The sequence below is a fragment of the Pseudomonas sp. LBUM1651 genome (genome assembly GCF_059716135.1).
The window spans coordinates 563,276-583,649 of record NZ_CP166805.1 but is presented as its reverse complement, the minus strand read 5'-3'; the positions used below and the strand labels follow the sequence as shown (position 1 = coordinate 583,649).

Annotated in this window: 14 protein-coding genes, 2 tRNA genes and 2 pseudogenes; 4 read left to right on the top strand and 14 right to left on the bottom strand. The window is 59.8% G+C overall.

Translation table 11 applies throughout. From position 1 onward, the window contains the following. Window positions 1-8: 8 nt before the first annotated feature. The 4 genes from rpsR to rnr all read right to left on the bottom strand — a co-directional run bounded on the left by rpsR (window position 9) and on the right by rnr (window position 4,388). Window positions 9-239 (bottom strand): 30S ribosomal protein S18, encoded by a 231-nt coding sequence (rpsR, locus tag ACA066_RS02690; RefSeq protein WP_002551829.1) that lies wholly within the window; start codon window positions 237-239, stop codon window positions 9-11. Window positions 240-267: 28 nt separating this feature from the next. Further along, entirely contained in the window at window positions 268-690 is a 423-nt protein-coding gene (rpsF, locus tag ACA066_RS02685) for a 30S ribosomal protein S6 (protein ID WP_003217491.1), read from the bottom strand. A gap of 315 nt (window positions 691-1,005) precedes the next feature. After that, entirely contained in the window at window positions 1,006-1,773 is a 768-nt protein-coding gene (rlmB, locus tag ACA066_RS02680; RefSeq protein WP_497698020.1) for a 23S rRNA (guanosine(2251)-2'-O)-methyltransferase RlmB, read from the bottom strand. Further along, complete coding sequence (gene rnr, locus ACA066_RS02675; protein WP_497698019.1) at window positions 1,770-4,388, bottom strand: ribonuclease R; 2,619 nt, start codon at window positions 4,386-4,388, stop codon at window positions 1,770-1,772. The genes rlmB and rnr overlap by 4 nt, the downstream gene beginning before the upstream one ends. Window positions 4,389-4,614: 226 nt before the next feature. Between rnr and ACA066_RS02670 the strand changes: the two genes are divergently transcribed. From ACA066_RS02670 to ACA066_RS02655, 4 genes and pseudogenes are all read left to right on the top strand, one after another. Then, window positions 4,615-4,701, top strand: a tRNA-Leu gene (locus ACA066_RS02670). A gap of 166 nt (window positions 4,702-4,867) precedes the next feature. Beyond that, a tRNA-Leu gene (locus tag ACA066_RS02665) sits at window positions 4,868-4,954 on the top strand. Window positions 4,955-5,249: 295 nt separating this feature from the next. After that, window positions 5,250-6,258 (top strand): annotated as a pseudogene (locus ACA066_RS02660) (extracellular solute-binding protein). Next, window positions 6,258-7,208: pseudogene (locus tag ACA066_RS02655) on the top strand (ABC transporter permease family protein); the annotation flags it as partial. The pseudogenes ACA066_RS02660 and ACA066_RS02655, both read left to right, overlap by 1 nt. A 137-nt stretch (window positions 7,209-7,345) precedes the next feature. Here ACA066_RS02655 and ACA066_RS02650 read toward each other — a convergent pair. The 10 genes from ACA066_RS02650 to ACA066_RS02605 all read right to left on the bottom strand — a co-directional run bounded on the left by ACA066_RS02650 (window position 7,346) and on the right by ACA066_RS02605 (window position 20,341). Then, window positions 7,346-9,280, bottom strand: coding sequence for a methyl-accepting chemotaxis protein (locus ACA066_RS02650; protein ID WP_497698018.1), 1,935 nt, complete (start codon window positions 9,278-9,280; stop codon window positions 7,346-7,348). 150 nt (window positions 9,281-9,430) lie between these two features. Then, window positions 9,431-10,723 (bottom strand): adenylosuccinate synthase, encoded by a 1,293-nt coding sequence (locus ACA066_RS02645; RefSeq protein WP_010464193.1) that lies wholly within the window; start codon window positions 10,721-10,723, stop codon window positions 9,431-9,433. Between the two features lie 55 nt (window positions 10,724-10,778). After that, window positions 10,779-11,966, bottom strand: a complete 1,188-nt coding sequence (locus ACA066_RS02640) for an ATP phosphoribosyltransferase regulatory subunit (RefSeq protein ID WP_497698017.1) — start codon at window positions 11,964-11,966, stop codon at window positions 10,779-10,781. 316 nt (window positions 11,967-12,282) lie between these two features. After that, window positions 12,283-13,152, bottom strand: coding sequence for a protease modulator HflC (gene hflC / locus ACA066_RS02635; RefSeq protein WP_059405812.1), 870 nt, complete (start codon window positions 13,150-13,152; stop codon window positions 12,283-12,285). Next, entirely contained in the window at window positions 13,152-14,321 is a 1,170-nt protein-coding gene (gene hflK / locus ACA066_RS02630; protein WP_497698016.1) for an FtsH protease activity modulator HflK, read from the bottom strand. The genes hflC and hflK overlap by 1 nt, the downstream gene beginning before the upstream one ends. 96 nt (window positions 14,322-14,417) lie before the next feature. After that, window positions 14,418-15,719: a ribosome rescue GTPase HflX gene (hflX, locus tag ACA066_RS02625; protein ID WP_046056854.1), complete on the bottom strand. Its 1,302-nt coding sequence runs from the start codon at window positions 15,717-15,719 to the stop codon at window positions 14,418-14,420. A 12-nt stretch (window positions 15,720-15,731) separates the two neighbouring features. Further along, window positions 15,732-15,992, bottom strand: a complete 261-nt coding sequence (hfq, locus tag ACA066_RS02620; RefSeq protein WP_007902656.1) for an RNA chaperone Hfq — start codon at window positions 15,990-15,992, stop codon at window positions 15,732-15,734. A 94-nt stretch (window positions 15,993-16,086) separates the two neighbouring features. Further along, window positions 16,087-17,058 (bottom strand): tRNA (adenosine(37)-N6)-dimethylallyltransferase MiaA, encoded by a 972-nt coding sequence (gene miaA, locus ACA066_RS02615; protein WP_497698015.1) that lies wholly within the window; start codon window positions 17,056-17,058, stop codon window positions 16,087-16,089. Continuing rightward, window positions 17,058-18,965 carry a DNA mismatch repair endonuclease MutL gene (mutL, locus tag ACA066_RS02610; protein WP_497698014.1) on the bottom strand — a complete coding sequence of 636 codons (1,908 nt, stop codon included), beginning with the start codon at window positions 18,963-18,965 and terminating at the stop codon, window positions 17,058-17,060. Before mutL ends, miaA begins: the two co-directional genes overlap by 1 nt. Further along, window positions 18,962-20,341 (bottom strand): N-acetylmuramoyl-L-alanine amidase, encoded by a 1,380-nt coding sequence (locus tag ACA066_RS02605; protein WP_497699799.1) that lies wholly within the window; start codon window positions 20,339-20,341, stop codon window positions 18,962-18,964. Before ACA066_RS02605 ends, mutL begins: the two co-directional genes overlap by 4 nt. Between the last annotated feature and the right edge of the window lie 33 nt (window positions 20,342-20,374).

The window sequence follows — 20,374 nt, the reverse complement described above, 5'->3', positions numbered from 1 at the left end:
GCCCGGTCTCAGCGGCCGTGGCTGTCGGTGTAGGCCAGCAGGGCCAGGAAGCGGGCGCGCTTGATAGCGGTGGCCAGCTGACGCTGATAACGTGCTTTGGTACCGGTGATGCGGCTTGGAACGATTTTGCCGGTCTCGGATACGTAAGCTTTCAGAGTGTTGAGATCTTTGTAATCGATCTCTTTCACGTCTTCAGCGGTGAAGCGGCAGAATTTACGACGACGGAAGAAACGTGCCATGTAATAGGCTCCTCAAAAGGTCCGTGGATTACTCGTCAGCGTTATCGCTGTTGTCGCTGTCATCACTATCAGCGCTTTCAGCGCCTTCGTGCTCAGGACGGTCGCGACGCTCACGGCGCTCACTGCGGTTTTCTTCAGCCTTGAGCATCTCGGATTGGCCGGTAACGGCTTCTTCGCGACGGATGACCAGGTTACGGATCACTGCATCGTTGTAGCGGAAGTTGTCTTCCAGCTCGGCCAGGGCCTTGCCAGTGCACTCAACGTTCAGCATCACGTAGTGAGCCTTGTGAACATTGTTGATTGCGTAGGCCAGTTGACGACGGCCCCAATCTTCCAGACGGTGGATTTTGCCGCCGTCTTCTTCGATCAGCTTGGTGTAACGCTCAACCATGCCGCCGACTTGCTCGCTTTGATCCGGGTGGACCAAAAAGATGATTTCGTAATGACGCATGAATGCTCCTTACGGGTTGTAGCCTGCCGCTCAAAAGCGGTCAGACAAGGAGTGAATGACACTTATGGACTTGCTTGCGATAGACACATGCGTGCCTGCCGTCACAGCAAGGGGCGCAATTGTAGAGAAGGGACAGAAGAGGTGCAAGGCAATTGGTGATTATTTGAACAGTTCGTTCGCACCGCAACTTTTCGCCCTGACACAAACCACTGTGGGAGCGAGCCTGCTCGCGATGAGGACGCAACATTCAACATTAATGCTGAATGTTACTCCGCTATCGCGAGCAGGCTCGCTCCCACAGGGATTACAACCGGCTTAGGATTTTTTGGCAGATCCGGCAGCCTTGACGCTGCGCTGGCGCTGAGCCTCGAACAGGCAGACGCCGGTCGCCACGGAAACGTTGAGACTGCTGACGCTGCCGGTCATCGGCAGGTGCACCAGGTAGTCGCAAAGATCGCGAGTCAGGCGACGCATGCCGCTGCCTTCCGCACCCATGATCAGGATGGTCGGGCCGGTCATGTCTTGCTGATACAGACTCTGCTCGGCTTCGCCCGCCGTACCGACGACCCACAAGCCGCGCTGCTTGAGCTTTTCCAGAGTGCGCGCCAGGTTGGTGACGGCGACCAGCGGAATCACTTCCGCCGCGCCACAGGCGACTTTTCGTACCGTCGGGGTCAGCGTGGCTGACTTGTCTTTCGGAACGATCACCGCCAGCGCGCCGGCCGCATCGGCCGAACGCAGGCAAGCGCCGAGGTTATGCGGATCGGTCACGCCGTCGAGCACCAGCAGCAGCGGTGCGCCATCGGTGCGATCGAGCAGCTCGTCGAGCATGGCCTCGCCCCAGACCTGGCTCGGGCTCACGTCCGCCACCACGCCCTGGTGCACGCCTTCAACCCAGGCATCCAGTTCACGACGCTCGGCGTTGCCGACGGCTACGCGATTTTCCGCAGCGAGCTCGATCAGCGTCTGAACCCGCGGATCACTGCGGCCTTCAGCCAACCAGATCTGCTTGACGCGCTTCGGGTGGTGACGCAGCAATGCTTCTACCGCATGTACGCCGTAGATTTTTTCCAACTGACTCATGACTTGGCCTTAGGTTTACGCGCCCCGCCGCTTTTGGCTGGAGCCGAACCCGCTTTTGGCGGGCCTTTACGGTGCTTGCTTGGCTTGCTGCCGGGAGCCTTGTCAGGCGCCGACCGTCCGGTCTTTCCCCCAGACGCCGCTTTACCACCGCTTTTCGCTTCAGACAGCAACGCCTGCTTCAGTTCACGGCTTTTGCGCAGCTCAGCGTTTTTTGCCGCAGCGTCGCTCGGGCGATAGGCTTCGACCGCTTTTTCCTTGGCAGGACGACGACCGGTTTTCGCCGGCGCCGGCTCAGCAGCCGTTTTAGCGGCAGGTGCAGCGGTTTCAGTCCCGCGCTTCTTGCGGCCGATCGGGGCGCTGATGGTTTTTTCCGCCATCTCGAAGTCGATCTTGCGCTCATCGAGGTCGACGCGCATCACGCGCACTTCAACGGTGTCGCCAAGACGGAAGCTGCGACCGGTACGCTCACCGGCGAGGCGGTGGTGCACAGGATCGAAGTGGTAGTAATCGCCCGGCAGCGCGGTGACGTGCACCAGGCCTTCGACGTAGATATCGGTCAGCTCGACGAACAGGCCAAAACCGGTCACGGCAGTGATCACACCCGGGAACGATTCGCCCACGCGGTCTTTCATGAACTCGCACTTGAGCCAGTTCACCACGTCGCGGGTCGCTTCGTCGGCACGGCGTTCGCTCATCGAGCATTGCTCGCCGAGCTGCTCCAGGGTCGCTTCGTCGTACGGATAGATGCGCGCTTTCGGAATGGTCATCGCGCCGGCACGGCGAACGTGCGGGGTGTCCATTTTCGAATGGATGACGCTGCGAATCGCCCGGTGCGTAAGCAAGTCCGGGTAGCGGCGGATCGGCGAGGTGAAGTGGGTATAGGCTTCGTAATTCAGGCCGAAGTGGCCCTGGTTATCAGCGCTGTACACCGCCTGGCTCAACGAACGCAGCATGACGGTCTGGATCAGGTGGAAATCCGGACGGTCCTTGATGCTCGCCAGCAAGGCCTGGTAATCCTTCGGCGACGGGCCATCCTTGCCTTTGTGCAGGGACAGGCCGAGCTCACCGAGGAAGGCGCGCAGTTTTTCCAGACGCTCCGGCGGCGGACCATCGTGGACGCGATACAGCGCAGGGATTTCGTGCTTCTTCAGGAATTCGGCGGTGGCCACGTTGGCCGCCAGCATGCATTCCTCGATCAGCTTGTGCGCATCGTTACGAACGGTTGGGCGGATTTCGGCAATCTTGCGCTCGGTCCCGAAGATGATCCGGGTTTCCTGCGTTTCGAAATCGATCGCGCCACGTACGTGACGAGCGGCCAGCAGCACTTTATACAGTGCGTAAAGCTGCTTCAGATGTGGCAGAACGTCGTTGTACTCGCCACGAAGCTGACGCGCCTCGGTGAGTTTCGGCGTTTCCAGCATCGCGCTGACCTTGTTGTAGGTCAGGCGGGCATGGGAGTGAATCACCGCTTCGTAGAAGCAGTAATCGGTCATCTCGCCGGATTTGGAGATGGTCATTTCGCAGACCATGGCCAGACGATCGACGTGCGGGTTCAGCGAGCACAGGCCGTTGGACAGCTGCTCGGGCAACATCGGCACTACGCGTTCCGGGAAGTAAACGGAGTTGCCGCGAACCTGGGATTCGTTGTCCAGCGCCGAACCGATTTTCACGTAGCTGGAAACGTCGGCAATTGCCACGTACAACTTCCAGCCACCCGAGAACAGGCGCAGCTTGCCCGGCTTGGCTTCGCAGTAGACCGCGTCATCGAAGTCGCGCGCATCTTCACCGTCGATGGTCACGAACGGCAGATGACGCAGGTCAATGCGCTTCTCTTTGTCTTTTTCTTCGACTTCAGGCTTGAGCTTGGCGGCTTCTTTCAAGACCGCTTCAGGCCAGACGTGCGGAATATCGTAAGTGCGCAGGGCGACATCGATTTCCATGCCCGGCGCCATGTAGTTGCCCACGACTTCAACCACGTCGCCTTGCGGCTGGAAGCGTGGCGTCGGCCAGTGAGTGATCTTCACTTCGACGAATTGACCGATCTGCGCGTTGGCGTTGCGGCCCGGGGTGACCAGCACTTCTTGCTGGATCTTCGGGTTATCGGCAACCACGAAGCCGATACCGCCCTCCTCGAAGTAACGACCTACGATGGTCTCGTGAGCACGGGTTACCACTTCGACGATCATGCCTTCACGACGACCGCGACGGTCCAGACCGGAAACACGCGCCAGTGCACGGTCGCCATCGAACACCAGACGCATTTGCGCCGGGCTCATGAACAGATCGTCACTGCCGTCGTCAGGGACCAGGAAACCGAAGCCGTCACGGTGACCGCTGATGCGGCCCAGGATCAGGTCGAGCTTGTCCACCGGCGCATAGGTGCCGCGACGGGTATAGATGAGTTGAGCGTCGCGCTCCATGGCGCGCAGGCGGCGGCGCAGGGCTTCGATCTGGTCTTCTGTGGTCAGACCAAACTCTTCGACCAGTTGCTCGCGGTTAGCAGGCGAACCCCGATCAGCAAGGTGCTGAAGGATCAGTTCGCGGCTAGGAATAGGGTTTTCATATTTTTCCGCTTCACGAGCGGCCTCGGGATCGAGGGACTGCCAATCGGCCATTAGAGAGTTTTCACCTTGTCTATATGCGGGTTAGTTTGGCATAGGCGTAATGAAACGGGAAATTTCAGGCTATGAGAGCCCATCTAAAGCCCTTTATCGACACCGAAAAGCTTACTTGAATGCCACTGGTAATATTTTTCAGGTTTTTTTGATGCCGGGGGTTTACAGATAAAAAGACGCTCCGTATAGTGCGCGCCATCGACGACGCACTAGCGCTGCCGATACTGCCCAGATGGTGAAATTGGTAGACACGCCAGCTTCAGGTGCTGGTGACCGCAAGGTCGTGGAAGTTCGAGTCTTCTTCTGGGCACCAATTTCGAGCTTGAGATTAGATCAATTTCAAGGCTCGCACAAAAACCCGCGAAAGCGGGTTTTTTGCATTCTAAGCATCTGATTTATTAAAACTAAATCAGGGGTTTACAGATCAAAACGCTCTCCGTATAGTGCGCCACATCAACAGCGGCAACGCTGAAGATTATGCCCAGATGGTGAAATTGGTAGACACGCCAGCTTCAGGTGCTGGTGACCGCAAGGTCGTGGAAGTTCGAGTCTTCTTCTGGGCACCAATTCAAATTCAAGGTCACGATCTTGAATTTCACAGAAACCCGCGAAAGCGGGTTTTTGCGTTTCTGGCTTTCAAAAATCTTATGAGAATCCCTGCGTGCCTTCTGTAGGAGCACGGCTTGCCGGCGATGGCGTCCTTGAGATCGCCATCGCGAGCAAGCTTAGCTCCTACAGGATGAGCGTTATGCCCGAGCCCGCTCTAGCAAAGACTTCCCAGCCCCGCAAGGCGCACTTGAGAAACAATATCGTTTACCATTGTTGCAAGTTTTTGCAATGCGACAGTGAGGAACCCTGCGAATGATGTTTCGAAATACCCTGCGCCGCGGCCTGACCTTCACCCTGCTCGGCCTGGCACTCGCCATTCCCCTCACCCTGGCTGCTGATCCAGTTTCCCTGACACTCTACAACGGTCAACACAAGGAAGTCGGCGACGCCGTCGCCAAGGCCTTTGAAGCCAAGACCGGTATTCACGTCAATGGGCGCAAAGGCAGCAGCAACCAGCTCGCCAACCAAGTCGTCGAAGAAGGCGATCGCTCTCCCGCTGACGTGATCTACACCGAAGAATCGCCACCACTGAACAAGCTTGGCGAACAGGGTCTGCTGGCACAAACCGACGCCGCCACCCTCGCCGTTCTGCCCAAAGACTACGTCGCCGGCAATGGCACCTGGATCGGGATTACCGCGTGAGTCCGGGTCGTTGCGTTCAACCCAAAGCTGATCGATGAAAAAGACCTGCCGAAATCGGTGATGGATTTCTCCGACCCGAAATGGCAAGGCAAGGTCGGCTTCGTGCCCACCAGCGGCGCATTCCAGGAACAAGCCGTGGCGATCATCAAGGTACACGGCATGGACGCAGCCGAAGAATGGCTGACCGGCCTGCGCGCGTTCGGCAAGACTTACAGCAACAACATGGTCGCACTCAAAGCCGTGGAAAACGGCGAAGTCGCCACCGTGCTGGTGAACAACTGCTACTGGTTCGCCTTGCAACGCGAAAAAGGCCAGCTCGATTCGAAACTGCACTACTCACCAGCGGCGACGTCGGCGGACTGATCACCGTTTCCAGCGCTGCCGTACTGAAATCCAGCAAACATCCAAAAGAAGCCCAGCAATTCCTCGCCTACATGGCCAGCGAAGAAGGTCTGCGCGTGATCACCCAGACCACCGCCGAATACCCGCTGCACAAAGGTATGCAATCGGATCGCGGCCTCAGCCGTTCAGCGAACTGCAAGCGCCGAAAGTCACACCGGCCGACCTCGGCAACGCCGAAGAAGCCCTGGACCTGGAACGCGACGTTGGCTTGAACTGATGAGCGCATCGTTATCAGCCCCTGCTTCTCGCGGAGCTTACGTGCCACGGAGCAAGCGGCCGTCGATCTGGCTGCTGCCGGTCTTGCTGCTGGTGGTGCTCAGCCTTTTGCCGCTGGCTTACGCCGAACTCAAGACCTGGCAGGCCGGTTGGTCCGAGGCGCTGCATCTGTTGTGGCGACCTTATGTGTTCGGCCTGCTGCGCAATACGCTGGAGTTGATGGTCGGCGTGACGGTCGCCTGTGGCGTGATCGGCCTATCGCTGGCCTGGCTGCTAGAGCGCAGCAACTTGCCCGGACGGCGCTTGTGGGGCGTGATTCTGTGCTTGCCGTTCGCGGTGCCGGCGCTTGTCAGCAGCTTCACCTGGGTTTCGTTGAGCGCCCACTTCGAAGGTTTGGGCGGGGCGATCCTGGTGATGCTTTCCGCTGTTTTGCTCGCGCTATGCCTGATGCTGCTGTGGCTTGAACTGCGGGTACGCGGTAAAGGTCGGCACGTGCGCACCGGTCAGGGCGCCGCGCGACAAGCGGAACAGGTTCGATTAGGGCCTTGGGCAGTCGCCGGATAAGCTTACTGCCTGGCGCTGGCGATCATCGGCAGCGGCATTCCCCTGGGGATGCTGGCGTACTGGCTGGCGGTCGGCTCGTCAGCGGCGTTTCCGGTGGCGGCGATCAGCGAGGCATTGCTGTCGTCCCTGGCGTTGTCGCTGGGCGGCGCTGCGCTGTGCCTGGTGCTGGCCGTGCCGGTGGGGTTGCTGGTAGTGCGCTACAAAGGCCAACTGGCGATCTGGGCCGAGCGCCTACCGTACCTGCTGCATGCGCTGCCAGGGCTGGTGATTGCGCTGACGCTGGTGTATTTCGCGCTGCACTACGTGCCGGCGCTGTACCAGACGTCGGCGTTGCTGCTGATCGCCTGTATGCGAATATTACTAATCAGACTGAATGCCATGCTCAGAGACGGCACCGAATGGCGGTGACGAATGGCAGGGTGAAGACAGTTGCTCTCACATTCGAACGCATTCCATCTGGAGAATCGCGATCTAATGTGGGAGCGGGCTTGCTCGCGAAGAGGCCAGCACGAACAACAAACTTCTTAGGCCCTGAACTGCCCCAGGCTCGCCTTCAACTGCGCCGCCAAGCCATCCAGCACCTTGCCGCTCGCCGTAGTCTCCACCACCGCCTGAGCCGCCTTCTCAGCCTGTGCATGGATGGTTTCAACCCGACCCCGCACCGCCTGCGCGCCTTGCGCCTGATGCGCTGCTGCCTGCGTCGCCAGGCCAATTGCCGCATGCACCTGCTCGACCGACGCCTGCACCGATTGCTGCAACCGCGCACTATCGCGCAACACCAACAAACCTTCGCTGGCCTGACGCCCGGCCTGCCCAATCGCCGCTACCGCCTCACGCGCACCTTGCTGCAAGGCCACGATGTGCGCCTGAATGTCGCCCGTGGAACTCTGGGTCTTGCTCGCCAACGCTCGCACCTCGTCCGCCACCACGGCAAACCCGCGACCGGTCTCGCCGGCACGCGCCGCTTCAATGGCCGCGTTCAGCGCCAGCAGGTTGGTCTGCTCGGCGATCCCGTGAATCACGGTCAACACCACTTCAATCTGCTCACTCTGCTGCGCCAGTCGCTCAATGACTTTCGCGCCGGTATCAACCTGCCCGGCCAACGCTTCGATCAGGCTGCCGACTTTCGCCGAGGTCCGGGTGTTTTCATCGGTGGCCGAACGGATGTCCACCACCTGCTGCAAGGCCGCCTGCATGGCGTGGCTTTCAGATTGGGCTTCGTCAGCCATTTGCGACAATGCGCGCAGGCTCTCGGCAACCTCGTCGCGCTGCATGCCCGCTGCCGCATCGGCACCGGCGTTACGCAGGGTCATGGCACCGATTTCAACGCCCGTGCGCTGAGCCACATCGCCCGCCTCACGCACGATTGGCTGCAGCTTATCCACAAAGCGGTTGACCGCTGAGGCCATGTCACCGATTTCGTCCTTGCTGTTGATCTGCACGCGCTTGGTCAGATCACCCTCGCCCGCCGCCAGATCGTCCATCGCGGCAATCAGCATCTTCAAGCGGTTGACCACACGACGACCCAGGACCACAGCCAGCAACAGCAATACGCCGCAACCCACCAGCGCCAGGCCCATGCCGATGCGCCAGCGCAAGGTCGCCGCAGCTTCCTGCACGGTACTGGTGGTGTTGGCTTTCATTTCGGAGGCAGTGGACTGAGCGGAGGTCAGTCGCGCCCGCATCGCGGTGGCGCTGTCAGCCGCTGCGCCTTTGAGGCTGTCGCCGACCAGTTGATCACTGCTGGCGATCAGCGCGGTGAAGCGCTTGTCCAGGGCTGCCAGATCGGTTTCCACCGAGGCGGTGGAAACCCCCATCAAAACCTTGCCGATTTCTACGCCATTAGGGTTGATCGAGGCTTCGAGGTAGTAGACCGAAGGATCGTTCTTCGCCGCATCCAGCACTTTATCCAGCGCGCGCTCGCCCTGGCCTTTCTCCAGAAGGGCCTTGTTGATCGGGTTTTCGCGGTTGAGGTAGCGCGTCAGGTGCTGACCTGTCGCGTCGTCATAGACCACGAACAGCACATTGGGATTGCGCTGGGCGCGACGGGCGAATTCAGACAGGGTTGGCACGTCGCTGTCCCACATGGCGCGGGGTGCAACCGAAGCCAGGAGCTGCGCCATATCATTGGCGGAATCCTTCAGGTCCTTTTCCAGCGTGGCACGCAACTGTGCCTGTTCGTCCTCCAGTCGCGAGGACAAACCGGCCGTGAGGCGCTGACGCGTGCTGGTGGAGAGGCTATCGAGGCTCGACGTGACTTCACGTCCCGCCTGCTCCAGCTCGCCAGAAAGTTTTTGACTGTCCACCCCCAGGCGCACACCCAAATCGGCTTCCAATGCAGTCACTGTGCTCCGTGTCAGGGCAACAGCCACCAGCACCTGCACCAAAAGGGCGATACCAAGGGTAACGAACACTGGCCGCAACAAACGGCTTTGTAACAATGAGAGAACGGCCGACACTTGATATCCCTCTGCTTTGACGCCATTAAATTGATGGCACGCCAGAAGTCATGCACTTAATGAAGTTCACAGCAAAGGTCATGCCGTCCGGCAGACAGATACGACAAAGGGCCCGATCAAGGGCCCTTTGTTTTTTACATCAACGACTTATTAAGCGAACGGGTGACGCAGAACGATGGTTTCGTTGCGGTCCGGGCCCGTCGAAATAATGTCGATCGGCGCGCCGACCAACTCTTCGACGCGTTTGATGTAGTTGCGAGCGGCTTGCGGCAGCTCTTCCAGGGTCTTGGCGCCGACGGTGGATTCGGTCCAGCCTGGCATCTCTTCGTACACCGGCTCCAGGCCGATGTAGCTGTCGGCGTCAGTCGGTGCGTCGATCACTGCACCATCCTGGTTCTTGTAGCCAACACAGATGTTGATGGTTTCCAGACCGTCCAGCACATCCAGCTTGGTCAGGCACAGGCCCGAGATGCTGTTGACGTCGATGGCGCGACGCAGGATGACGGCGTCGAACCAGCCGCAACGACGGGCACGGCCGGTGGTCGCACCGAACTCGTGGCCACGTTTGGCGAGGAACGCGCCAACATCGTCGAACAGCTCAGTCGGGAACGGACCCGAACCGACGCGAGTGGTGTAGGCCTTGGTGATGCCGAGGATGTAATCCAGGTACATCGGACCAAAACCCGAACCGGTGGCGATGCCGCCCGCGGTGGTGTTGGAGCTGGTGACGTACGGGTAAGTACCGTGGTCGATGTCCAGCAGGGAGCCTTGGGCGCCTTCGAACATGATGTCTTTGCCAGCGCGACGCAGCTCGTGCAGCTCGGCGGTGACGTCAAGCATCATCGGCTTCAGCAGCTCGGCGTATTCCATGCACTCATCCAGAGTTTTCTGGAAGTCGATTGCCGGCTCTTTGTAGTAATTGACCAGCACGAAGTTGTGGTAATCCAGCAACTCGCCCAGCTTGGCGGCGAAACGCTCGCGGTGGAACAGGTCGCCGATGCGCAGGCCACGACGTGCAACCTTGTCTTCGTAAGCCGGGCCGATGCCGCGACCGGTGGTGCCGATCTTCAACTCGCCACGGGCCTTTTCACGGGCCTGGTCCAGCGCTACGTGGTAGGACAGGATCAGCGGGCAGGACGGGCTGATACGCAGGCGCTCACGCACCGGTACGCCTTTCTCTTCCAGCTTGATGATTTCCCGCAGCAGAGCGTCGGGTGCAACCACCACGCCGTTGCCGATCAGGCACTGCACGCCTTCGCGCAGTACGCCCGACGGGATCAGGTGCAAGACGGTTTTTTCGCCATCGATCACCAGGGTGTGACCAGCGTTGTGGCCACCCTGGTAGCGCACTACGGCGGCAGCATGTTCGGTCAGCAGATCAACGATCTTGCCTTTGCCCTCATCACCCCATTGGGTGCCCAGGACTACGACATTCTTACCCATAACACTTGTCCTCATTCGCGCAAACTTGGTGTCGGCCACGGGCCGACAGGAAAACTCAAGAAGCCAGTGGCGATACTTGCCAAAGCCCGTTCTGCTGAATCAATTGCCGGTCGCAGTCCGCTTCACGGGCGGCGGCCATAGGTTGTCCAGGCAAGGCCTGGACGACACGCTGACCCTCACTGCGCAACTGGCAGACCTGCTGCCAGAGTGCCGCATCCGTACTGTCAGGCATCCAGATACCGCCAGACGGTAGCTCGATTTCAGCACGCCCCAGGGTCACCAGGGTTTTCAAATCGGTAGAGAAACCGGTTGCCGGACGGGCGCGACCGAAGTCGGCGCCGATGTCGTCGTAACGGCCGCCCTGAGCGATGGACTGACCAACGCCCGGTACGAACACCGCGAACACCACACCAGTGTGGTAGTGGTAGCCGCGCAGCTCACCCAGATCGAAGTACAGCGCCAGTTCCGGGAAACGCGTGGACAAACGCTCGGCAATCGCCAGCAAATCGTCCAGTGCTGCCAACACAGGTGCCGGCGCATTTGCCAGACGTACGCGCGCAGCCTCCAGCACTTCACGGCTGCCACACAGGTCAACCAACGCCCGCAGCATGCCCGACAGATCGGCAGGCAAGCTTTCGGTCAAGGTAATGACCTCGTCGATGGCCTTGCGTTGCAACGCATCGAACAACTGTTGTTCAACTTCACCGGACAATCCGGCCGCGCGGGCCAGGCCGCGGTAGATACCAACATGACCGAGGTCCATGTGCACATCCGGCACATCGGCCAGTTGCAGCATGGCCAGCATCAGGCTGATGACTTCCACGTCGCTGCTCGGGCTGGCATCGCCGTACAACTCGGCGCCCAGTTGAATCGGGCTGCGCGAGGACGACAAGGCGCGTGGCTGAGCGTGCAGCACGCTGCCGGCATAGCACAGGCGGCTCGGACCTTCGCGACGCAGGGTGTGCGCATCGATGCGCGCCACTTGCGGCGTGATGTCGGCACGGAAACCCATCTGCCGGCCCGATTGCGGGTCGATGACCTTGAAGGTACGCAGATCGAGGTCCTGGCCGGCACCGGTCAGCAGGGATTCCAGGTACTCGATATGGGGAGTCACGACAAACTCGTAACCCCAGCTCTGGAACAGATCCAACACCTGACGACGCGCGACTTCAATGCGCGCCGCTTCCGGTGGCAGTACTTCTTCGATGCCATCTGGCAGCAGCCAGCGGTCTACCGTTGCCATTACGCCATTCCCCTATGGTCCGGGCGGCCAGCCTTTGGGCGAGCCTTGAGTGAAGCAGAAAATGATCGGCTTTGTTTACAAGCCACGCATAAACAACGCGGCGAAAAGCCTGAAAATAAGCTTCGCCAATCACTTTCCTCGAAAAACCTGTCGAGTCATTCAACTCGGGCGCCTGCATAAACAACAGCAATCAAACGTGCAGACGCAAAAAAGCCGGGAATTTCCCGGCTGCCGCATCATACACACGTTTTCCCAAAGGATCACCCCGCCCGAGGCTTTAGCCGCCAGGCGGGGGATGATTCAGGTCAACGTCGTATCAAGGCTTGGCTTTTTCCAGGTAACGGAAGAAGTCGCTGCTTGGGTCGAGGACCATGACGTCGGATTTGTTCGCGAAGCTTTCACGGTAGGCGCGCAGGCTACGGTAGAAACCGTAGAACTCCTGATCCTGGCCGTAGGCCTTGGAGTAGATCGCAGCGGCCTGGGCGTCACCATCACCGCGAACCTCTTCGGATTCACGATAGGCTTCAGCCAGCAACACGCGGCGTTGACGATCGGCGTCGGCACGAATGCCTTCCGCCAGCTCGTTACCCTTGGCGCGATGCTCGCGAGCTTCACGCTCACGCTCGGAACTCATGCGTTCGAAAACGCTGCGGTTCACTTCTTTCGGCAGATCGATGGCCTTGACCCGAACATCGACGACTTCGATGCCCAGCTCTTTTTCCGCCATCTTGTTCAGTGACGCCGTGATATCGGTCATCAGCGCATCGCGCTCACCGGACACCACTTCGTGCAGCGTGCGCTTGCCGAACTGGTCACGCAGGCCCGATTCCAGACGACGGGAAAGACGCTCGTCAGCAATCTGCTTGAGGCCGGAGGTCGCGGTGTAGAAGCGCTCGGCATCTTTCACCCGCCACTTGGCGTAGGCATCGACCATGACGGCTTTCTTTTCCAGCGTCAGGAAGCGTTGTGTCGGTGCATCCAGCGTCATCAGGCGTGCGTCGAATTTGCGCACCTGGTTAACGTAAGGCACTTTCACATGCAGGCCCGGCTGAACATCGGCCTGAACCACGCGACCGAACTGCAGCAGCACCGCACGCTCGGTCTGAGCCACGATGTAGAAGCAGTTCCAGGCTGCGATCGCCACGACGACGCCGACAATAAGGGCGATCAGCGATTTATTGCTCATCAGCGACTCTCCCTGGTACGTGCTTGCTGTTGCTGCAGATCGGCTGCACGCACATTCGCTTCATTGCCGGTGGCTGCTGCGCCAGTCACTGCTGTGCTGGTGTTGCGACCACTTTCGACCATCTTGTCCAGCGGCAAGTAAAGCAGATTGCTCTGGCCATTCTTGTTGCCGGTCACGAGAACCTTGCTGGTATTGCTGAAGACTTCCTGCATGGTGTCCAGGTACAGACGCTCACGGGTCACTTCAGGTGCCTTGCGATACTCGCTGACCAGTTTGGTGAAGCGATCGGCCTCACCCTTGGCGCGCGAGACGGTTTCGTCACGGTAACCGTTGGCATCTTCGATGATGCGCTGGGCCTGACCACGGGCTTCCGGCACGACGCCGTTGGCATAGGTTTCAGCCTGGTTGCGCGAACGCTGCTCGTCTTCACGGGCGCGGATCACGTCATCGAAGGCTTCCTGCACTTCACGCGGTGCGGCTGCGCTCTGTACGTTGACCTGCGTGACCGTGATACCGGTGCGATAGGTGTCCATGAAGCGTTGCAGACGCTCCTTGATCTCGCTGGCCATCAATTCACGGCCTTCGGTCAGCACCTGATCCATTGCGGTGGAGCCCACCACATGGCGCAAGGCACTTTCGGTCGCGTGCTGCAGGCTGATTTCCGGCTGATCAACACTCAGCACGAAGTCCTGCAGGTTGCTGATCTTGTACTGCACGGTCAGCGGCACTTCGACGATGTTTTCGTCTTCAGTCAGCATTTGACCCTGCTTGGTATAGGCACGCTCACGCGTGACGTTTTCCAGGTACTTGCGATCGAGCGGCGGGAAATAGATGTTCAGACCCGGGCCGACGGTTTCATAGTACTTGCCGAAGCGCAGCACCACGGCTTGCTCCTGCTCGTCGACTACGTAGACCGCGCTGTACAGCCACACGGCCGCCAGCACGACCAGGCCGATGCCGAGCAGGCCGCCGAAGCCGCCACTCTTGCCCGAACCACCGCCGTCATCACCGCGTTTCTTACCACCACCGAACAACCCGTTCAGGCTTTCCTGCAGCTTTCGGAAGGCCTCGTCGAGATCCGGTGGTCCCTTGCGGTCGCCGTTATTGCGGCGCTTGCCACCCCAAGGATCCTGATTATTCGAGTTGCCACCCGGCTCATTCCAAGCCATAGCGCTCTCCATCTGATAAAGCAAAGACGCGCCCACGGCGCGCCGACCAATGCTACAGAATGCCTGCCACCACGGCACAACCGCTTTCTCAGGCTTTTATTGCAAAGTGTGTTGCTCGATGAACTCTGTCGGCACAACGCCTTCACGGCTGACCAGCCGATTGAGCTCCGAGCGCGGCAATCGAACGGCCAGCAAGCTGACACCTTCTTCGTCGTGTTCTTCTTTCTGCACCGCTCCGAGTTCGAAGAATTGCGCACGCAGTCGAGCGAATCGTTGCGGCAAGCGCAAGGTACCGATAAACAACTCACTGCCCAGCAACTCGGCAATGGCTTGCTCAAGCAATTCCAGACCACTGCCATCACGCGCCGACAGCCAGACCCGTTGAGGCTTGCCGTTTTCGTCGCGCTGGATTTGTGGCTCAACGCCTTCAAGCAAATCGAGTTTGTTATAGACCTCGAGGATCGGCAAGTCCTGGGCACCAATCTCGCCCAGCACCACCATCACCTGCTCGATCTGCAACATGCGATCCGGTTCGGCCGCATCGATCACGTGTAACAGCAGGTCGGAGTTGCTCGATTCTTCGAGGGTAGACCGAAATGCCTCGACCAGCTTGTGGGGCAAGTGGCGAATGAAACCCACAGTGTCAGCCAGGACAATCGGCCCCAGGTCGTCCAGCTCCAGACGGCGCAAGGTCGGGTCCAGCGTGGCAAACAACTGGTCAGCCGCGTACACGTCGGATTTCGTCACGTTATTGAAGAGCGTGGACTTACCGGCGTTGGTATATCCGACCAAAGACACGGTAGGGATATCCGCACGCGTACGGCCACGTCGCGACTGTTCGCGCTGGCTGCGCACTTTTTCCAGCCGGCCTTTGATCTGTCGCAGGCGAACCCGCAGCAAGCGGCGGTCGGTCTCCAGCTGGGTTTCACCCGGGCCACGCATGCCGATACCGCCACCTTGACGCTCAAGGTGAGTCCAGCCACGAACCAGCCGGGTGCTCATGTGGTCAAGCTGGGCCAGTTCTACCTGGAGCTTGCCTTCATGGGTACGGGCCCGCTGGGCGAAAATATCGAGAATCAGACCGGTGCGGTCGATCACGCGACACTCGAAAACACGTTCGAGGTTACGTTCCTGACTGGGCGTGAGGATGTGATTGAAAATCACCAGATCTGCCTTTTCGGCATGGACCAGGTCGCGTAGCTCCTCGACCTTGCCGCTACCGATCAGGAATTTGGCAGTTGGCCGATGACGCGGCACGTTGAAAAACGCAACGGTCTCGGCGCCGGCCGAATTAGCCAATTCCTGAAACTCCTGCGGATCTTCGCGCGCCTCAGGGTCCTGTCCATCCAAGTGAACGAGGATCACTCGCTCACCACCACCGTGGCGCTCAAAGAACAAAGGAGACTCCTATCAGGCGTTACCTGGCTCAGCGTCGCCTGCCTCGGATTCGGTTGCGCTAGGCAGACGAATTGGACGAACCGGCACCACTGTAGAGATAGCGTGTTTGTAAACCATCTGGCTGACGGTGTTCTTCAGCAGGATAACGAACTGGTCGAAAGACTCGATCGTGCCTTGCAGCTTGATCCCGTTGACCAGGTAGATGGAAACCCCCACTTTCTCTTTACGTAAAGTATTCAAGTAAGGGTCTTGTAGCGAATGCCCTTTTGACATGTGCCGCACTCCTTTAAGGATTCAATATAAAAAATAGGTAAACAGATGGCTTGTGGCCGTCACACCCCCAAGGATAGACGGCAATTGCAAGGACTCAGCTCAATATGGAGATGGTCCCCAGGTATTTCAAGGCGCGCGGCAGATTGTCGCAATCCAGGCTGTCCAACCAGTGTAAATCAGCCCAACTGCGCAGCCAGGTGAACTGACGTTTTGCCAATTGGCGCGTGGCAATGATTCCACGCTCCTGCATCTCGGCTTGCGTCAGCTTGCCATCCAGGTAGTCCCAGACTTGTCGGTAGCCTACCGCACGTATAGACGGCAACCCTGAATGCAGGTCACTTCGCTCACGCAGGGCTACGACCTCGTCAATGAATCCCTGTTCCAACATTAAAGTGAATCTTTGTTTAATTCGCTCGTGCAGTACCTGGCGATTTGCCGGAGCAATGGCCAAGTTCGCGACAGTATAGGGCAATTGTTGCAGTCCCGAAGCGGCTGCTTCAGTACTTTGCGCACTTTGTCGCAGTCGCAGCTCGGTCATGCTCTGACCGCTGACGCGATAAACTTCCAGTGCTCGACTGAGGCGCTGGGGATCGTTCGGGTGAATCCGCGCTGCGGATTGCGGGTCGATGATCGCCAATTGGTCGTGCAGGGCTTGCCAGCCAAGGCGTGCAGCTTCTTCTTCGATTTGCGCGCGGACTTCCGGATCGGCGGCGGGCATGTCCGCCAGACCTTCAACCAAAGCCTTGTAGTAGAGCATTGTGCCACCCACCAGCAGCGGAATTTTGCCGCGCGCGGTGATGTCGGCCATGGCTTCGAGGGCGTCACGGCGAAATTCCGCAGCGGAATAGGCCTCAGCAGGGTCGAGAATGTCGATCAAACGGTGTGGGAATTCGGCCAGAATCTCTTTCGAGGGCTTGGCGGTGCCGATGTCCATGCCGCGATAGACCAGCGCCGAATCGACACTGATCAACTCGCAAGGCAGGACCTTGGTGAGCTCGATGGCCAGGTCGGTCTTGCCCGCTGCGGTCGGGCCCATCAGGAAAATCGCAGGAGGGAGCTGGCTCATCAACGACCGCGCAGGAACAGTTTGTCCAGATCGTCCAGGCCCAATTGGGTCCAGGTCGGTCGGCCATGGTTGCATTGACCGCTGCGTTCGGTGTTTTCCATATCACGCAGCAGACCGTTCATTTCCGGCAGGGCCAGACGCCGATTCGCCCGAATCGCGCCGTGGCAGGCCATGGTGCCGAGCAACTCGTTCAGGTGCGCCTGAATGCGGTCGCTGGTGCCATATTCCATCAAATCCGACAACACGTCGCTGACCAACCGATTGGCTTCCGCCTGCTTGAGCAAGGCTGGAATCTGCCGGATGGCCAGCGTTTCCGGGCCGAGACGCTGCAATTCAAAGCCCAGACGCTGGAACCACGCGACGTTTTCTTCGGCGCAATCGCCTTCGCGCTCGCTCACTGCCAAAGATTCCGGCACCAGTAGTGGCTGGCCGCTCAATCCTTCGCTGGCCATGGCGATCTTCAGGCGCTCGTACATGATTCGCTCATGGGCAGCGTGCATATCCACTAACACGAGCCCTTGGGCGTTTTCCGAGAGAATGTAGATGCCTTTGAGCTGCGCCAATGCGTAACCCAGCGGCGGAATATCGTCCTGACCGGCCGGAAGCGCGACGGCGTTGGCTTCCGGCAACGGCGCAAAAAACTCACGGTAAGCCGCCTGAGCTTCAGCCGCCGGTACGCCGGACTGCGGACGCGGCGTGTATTGATATTGATAACCGGCGCCAGCACCCGAGCCAGCCGTGTTGAACGACGGTTGTGCCTGAGGCTGCTCCAGCAGCGCATTGGCCGCCAGGCGCATTTCGCCTTGGGGACCGAATTCGCCCGCATCAATGCCGGTTGGCCGCACGATCGCCGTTGCTACCGGCGCCGCCAAATGGTCATCCGGCCGCACATCGCCCAAAGCTCGGTGCAGAGTGCCGTAGAGGAAATCGTGAACCATGCGTCCGTCACGGAAGCGCACTTCGTGTTTGGTCGGGTGCACGTTGACGTCGACGCCCGCGGGATCGACTTCGAAAAACAGCACAAACGTCGGGTGCCGGCCATTGAACAGCACGTCGCGATACGCCTGACGCACCGCGTGGGCCACCAGTTTGTCGCGCACGGCACGGCCGTTGACGAAGAAATACTGCAAGTCCGCCTGGCTGCGGTTGAACGTCGGCAAGCCAACCCAACCCCACAGATGCAAGCCATTGCGTTCGATCTCGATCGGCAGTGCTTGCTCGAGGAAACCCGAACCGCAAATCGCCGCCACACGCCGGGCGCGGGCCGCATCATCGCGAGCCTCGTGCAGGCTGAGGATGGTTTTGCCGTTGTGGCGCAAATGGAACGCCACGTCGAAGCGCGCCAGGGCAAGACGCTTGATCACTTCTTGCAGGTGATCGAATTCGGTTTTTTCGGTCTTGAGGAATTTACGCCGCGCCGGGGTATTGAAGAACAGGTCGCGCACTTCCACCGAAGTGCCCACCGGGTGGGCGGCTGGCTGGACGCGGGGCGCCATGTCCCGGCCTTCGGTTTCGACTTGCCAGGCCTGCTCGGCATCGCGGGTGCGGGACGTCAGGGTCAGGCGGGCCACGGAGCTGATCGAGGCGAGCGCTTCACCGCGAAACCCGAGGCTCATGACCTGTTCGAGATCTTCCAGGTTGCGGATCTTGCTGGTGGCGTGTCGCGCAAGGGCCAGTGGCAAGTCATCGGCAGAAATGCCGCTGCCATCGTCGCGCACCCGCAGCAGCTTGACGCCGCCCTGCTCGACATCGACATCGATACGTTTGGCGCCGGAGTCGAGGCTGTTTTCCAGCAACTCCTTGATCACCGAAGCCGGGCGCTCGACCACCTCGCCGGCGGCAATCTGGTTCGCCAGTCGCGGGCTGAGCAGCTCGATGCGAGCGCCGTTGATCACGACCTGATTCATTCTTTGGACGCCAGTTCAGTGCCGGGAATGGTCAGGGTCTGACCGATTTTCAGCTCGTCACTCTTCAGGTTGTTGGCACTGCGCAAGGTGGCCGGGGACACTTGATAACGCACGGCAATCATCGCCAGGGTTTCGCCCGGGCTGACCCGGTGATCCCGGGGACCTTGGGCGATCTTGCCGGAATCACGCAGCCAGGCAATGTAAGTGCCCGGCGGTGGATTCTGCTGGAAAAACTGACGCACGCCGCTGCTGATCGAGCGTGCCAGCGCTTGCTGGTGGCTGGCCGCCGCAAGTTTCGACGCTTCGTTGGCGTTGGAGATAAACCCGGTTTCCACCAGGATCGACGGGATGTCTGGCGACTTCAACACCATGAACCCGGCTTGCTCCACGCGCTGTTTATGCAGCGGCGTCACGCGACCAATGTTGCTCAGCACTTTTTGGCCAACGTTCAGGCTGGAGGTCAGGGACGCGGTCATCGACAGGTCGAGCAGAACGCCTGCGAGCATACGGTCCTTGTCGTCGAGGCTGACGTTGCCGGCACCGCCGATCAAGTCGGAGCGGTTTTCGCTGTCGGCCAGCCAACGAGCTGTTTCAGACGTCGCGCCGCGATCAGACAAGGCGAACACCGACGCACCGAACGCAGCCGCCGAAGGCGCGGCGTCGGCGTGGATCGAGACGAAGAGGTCGGCGCCCTTCTTGCGGGCGATTTCGGTACGGCCGCGCAACGGAATGAAGTAGTCGCCGGTGCGGGTCAGTTCGGCGCGGAAGCCTTTCATGCCGTTGACCTGACGCTGCAATTCGCGAGCGATGGCCAGTACCACGTCTTTTTCACGCTGGCCGCGAGAGCCAGAGGCTCCCGGATCTTCACCGCCGTGGCCGGCATCGATGACCACAATGATGTCGCGCTTGCCAGCCGGAGCGGGCGGCAGCTTGACCGGTGGATCTACCGGGGTGACCGGAACCGGCGCGACGGTCGCCACGTTGGTCGGCGCAGGAATCGGCGCGGCGTCGGCGGCGTTATCGAACAGATCGACCACCAGGCGATTGCCGTACTGGGCGTTCGGCGCCAGGGTAAAGCTTTTGGGCGTGACGGCTTTTTTCAGGTCGATGACCACGCGCAAGTCGGTCGGCGTGCGCTGGGCCGAGCGCATGGCAGTGATTGGCGTATTCGAAGCATTGACGCTCAGTGGTGCTCCGAGGGACGCGCCATTGATGTCGATAACCAGTCGATCCGGAGATGTCAGGGTGAAAACGCTGTGTTGCACCGGCCCGGTCAGGTCGAACACCAACCGTGTGTTGTCCGGCGCCCGCCACAGGCGAACGCTGTTGACCTTTGTTTCAGCCACAGCGTCGACGGTCACCGCCAAAAACAACATCCCTACGGCAGCTACCATCGCGCGAAAGCGCAT

Bases quoted from the DNA above. Each gene is read 5' to 3' on its own strand.
- rnr (WP_497698019.1), bottom strand. From the start codon at position 4,388: ATGGCCGATTGGCAGTCCCTCGATCCCGAGGCCGCTCGTGAAGCGGAA.
- hflK (WP_497698016.1), bottom strand. From the start codon at position 14,321: ATGGCTTGGAATGAGCCGGGTGGCAACTCGAATAATCAGGATCCTTGG.
- ACA066_RS02645 (WP_010464193.1), bottom strand. From the start codon at position 10,723: ATGGGTAAGAATGTCGTAGTCCTGGGCACCCAATGGGGTGATGAGGGC.
- ACA066_RS02640 (WP_497698017.1), bottom strand. From the start codon at position 11,966: ATGGCAACGGTAGACCGCTGGCTGCTGCCAGATGGCATCGAAGAAGTA.
- hfq (WP_007902656.1), bottom strand. From the start codon at position 15,992: ATGTCAAAAGGGCATTCGCTACAAGACCCTTACTTGAATACTTTACGT.
- ACA066_RS02605 (WP_497699799.1), bottom strand. From the start codon at position 20,341: ATGTTGTTTTTGGCGGTGACCGTCGACGCTGTGGCTGAAACAAAGGTC.
- rlmB (WP_497698020.1), bottom strand. From the start codon at position 1,773: ATGAGTCAGTTGGAAAAAATCTACGGCGTACATGCGGTAGAAGCATTG.
- hflC (WP_059405812.1), bottom strand. From the start codon at position 13,152: ATGAGCAATAAATCGCTGATCGCCCTTATTGTCGGCGTCGTCGTGGCG.
- mutL (WP_497698014.1), bottom strand. From the start codon at position 18,965: ATGAATCAGGTCGTGATCAACGGCGCTCGCATCGAGCTGCTCAGCCCG.
- rpsR (WP_002551829.1), bottom strand. From the start codon at position 239: ATGGCACGTTTCTTCCGTCGTCGTAAATTCTGCCGCTTCACCGCTGAA.
- miaA (WP_497698015.1), bottom strand. From the start codon at position 17,058: ATGAGCCAGCTCCCTCCTGCGATTTTCCTGATGGGCCCGACCGCAGCG.
- rpsF (WP_003217491.1), bottom strand. From the start codon at position 690: ATGCGTCATTACGAAATCATCTTTTTGGTCCACCCGGATCAAAGCGAG.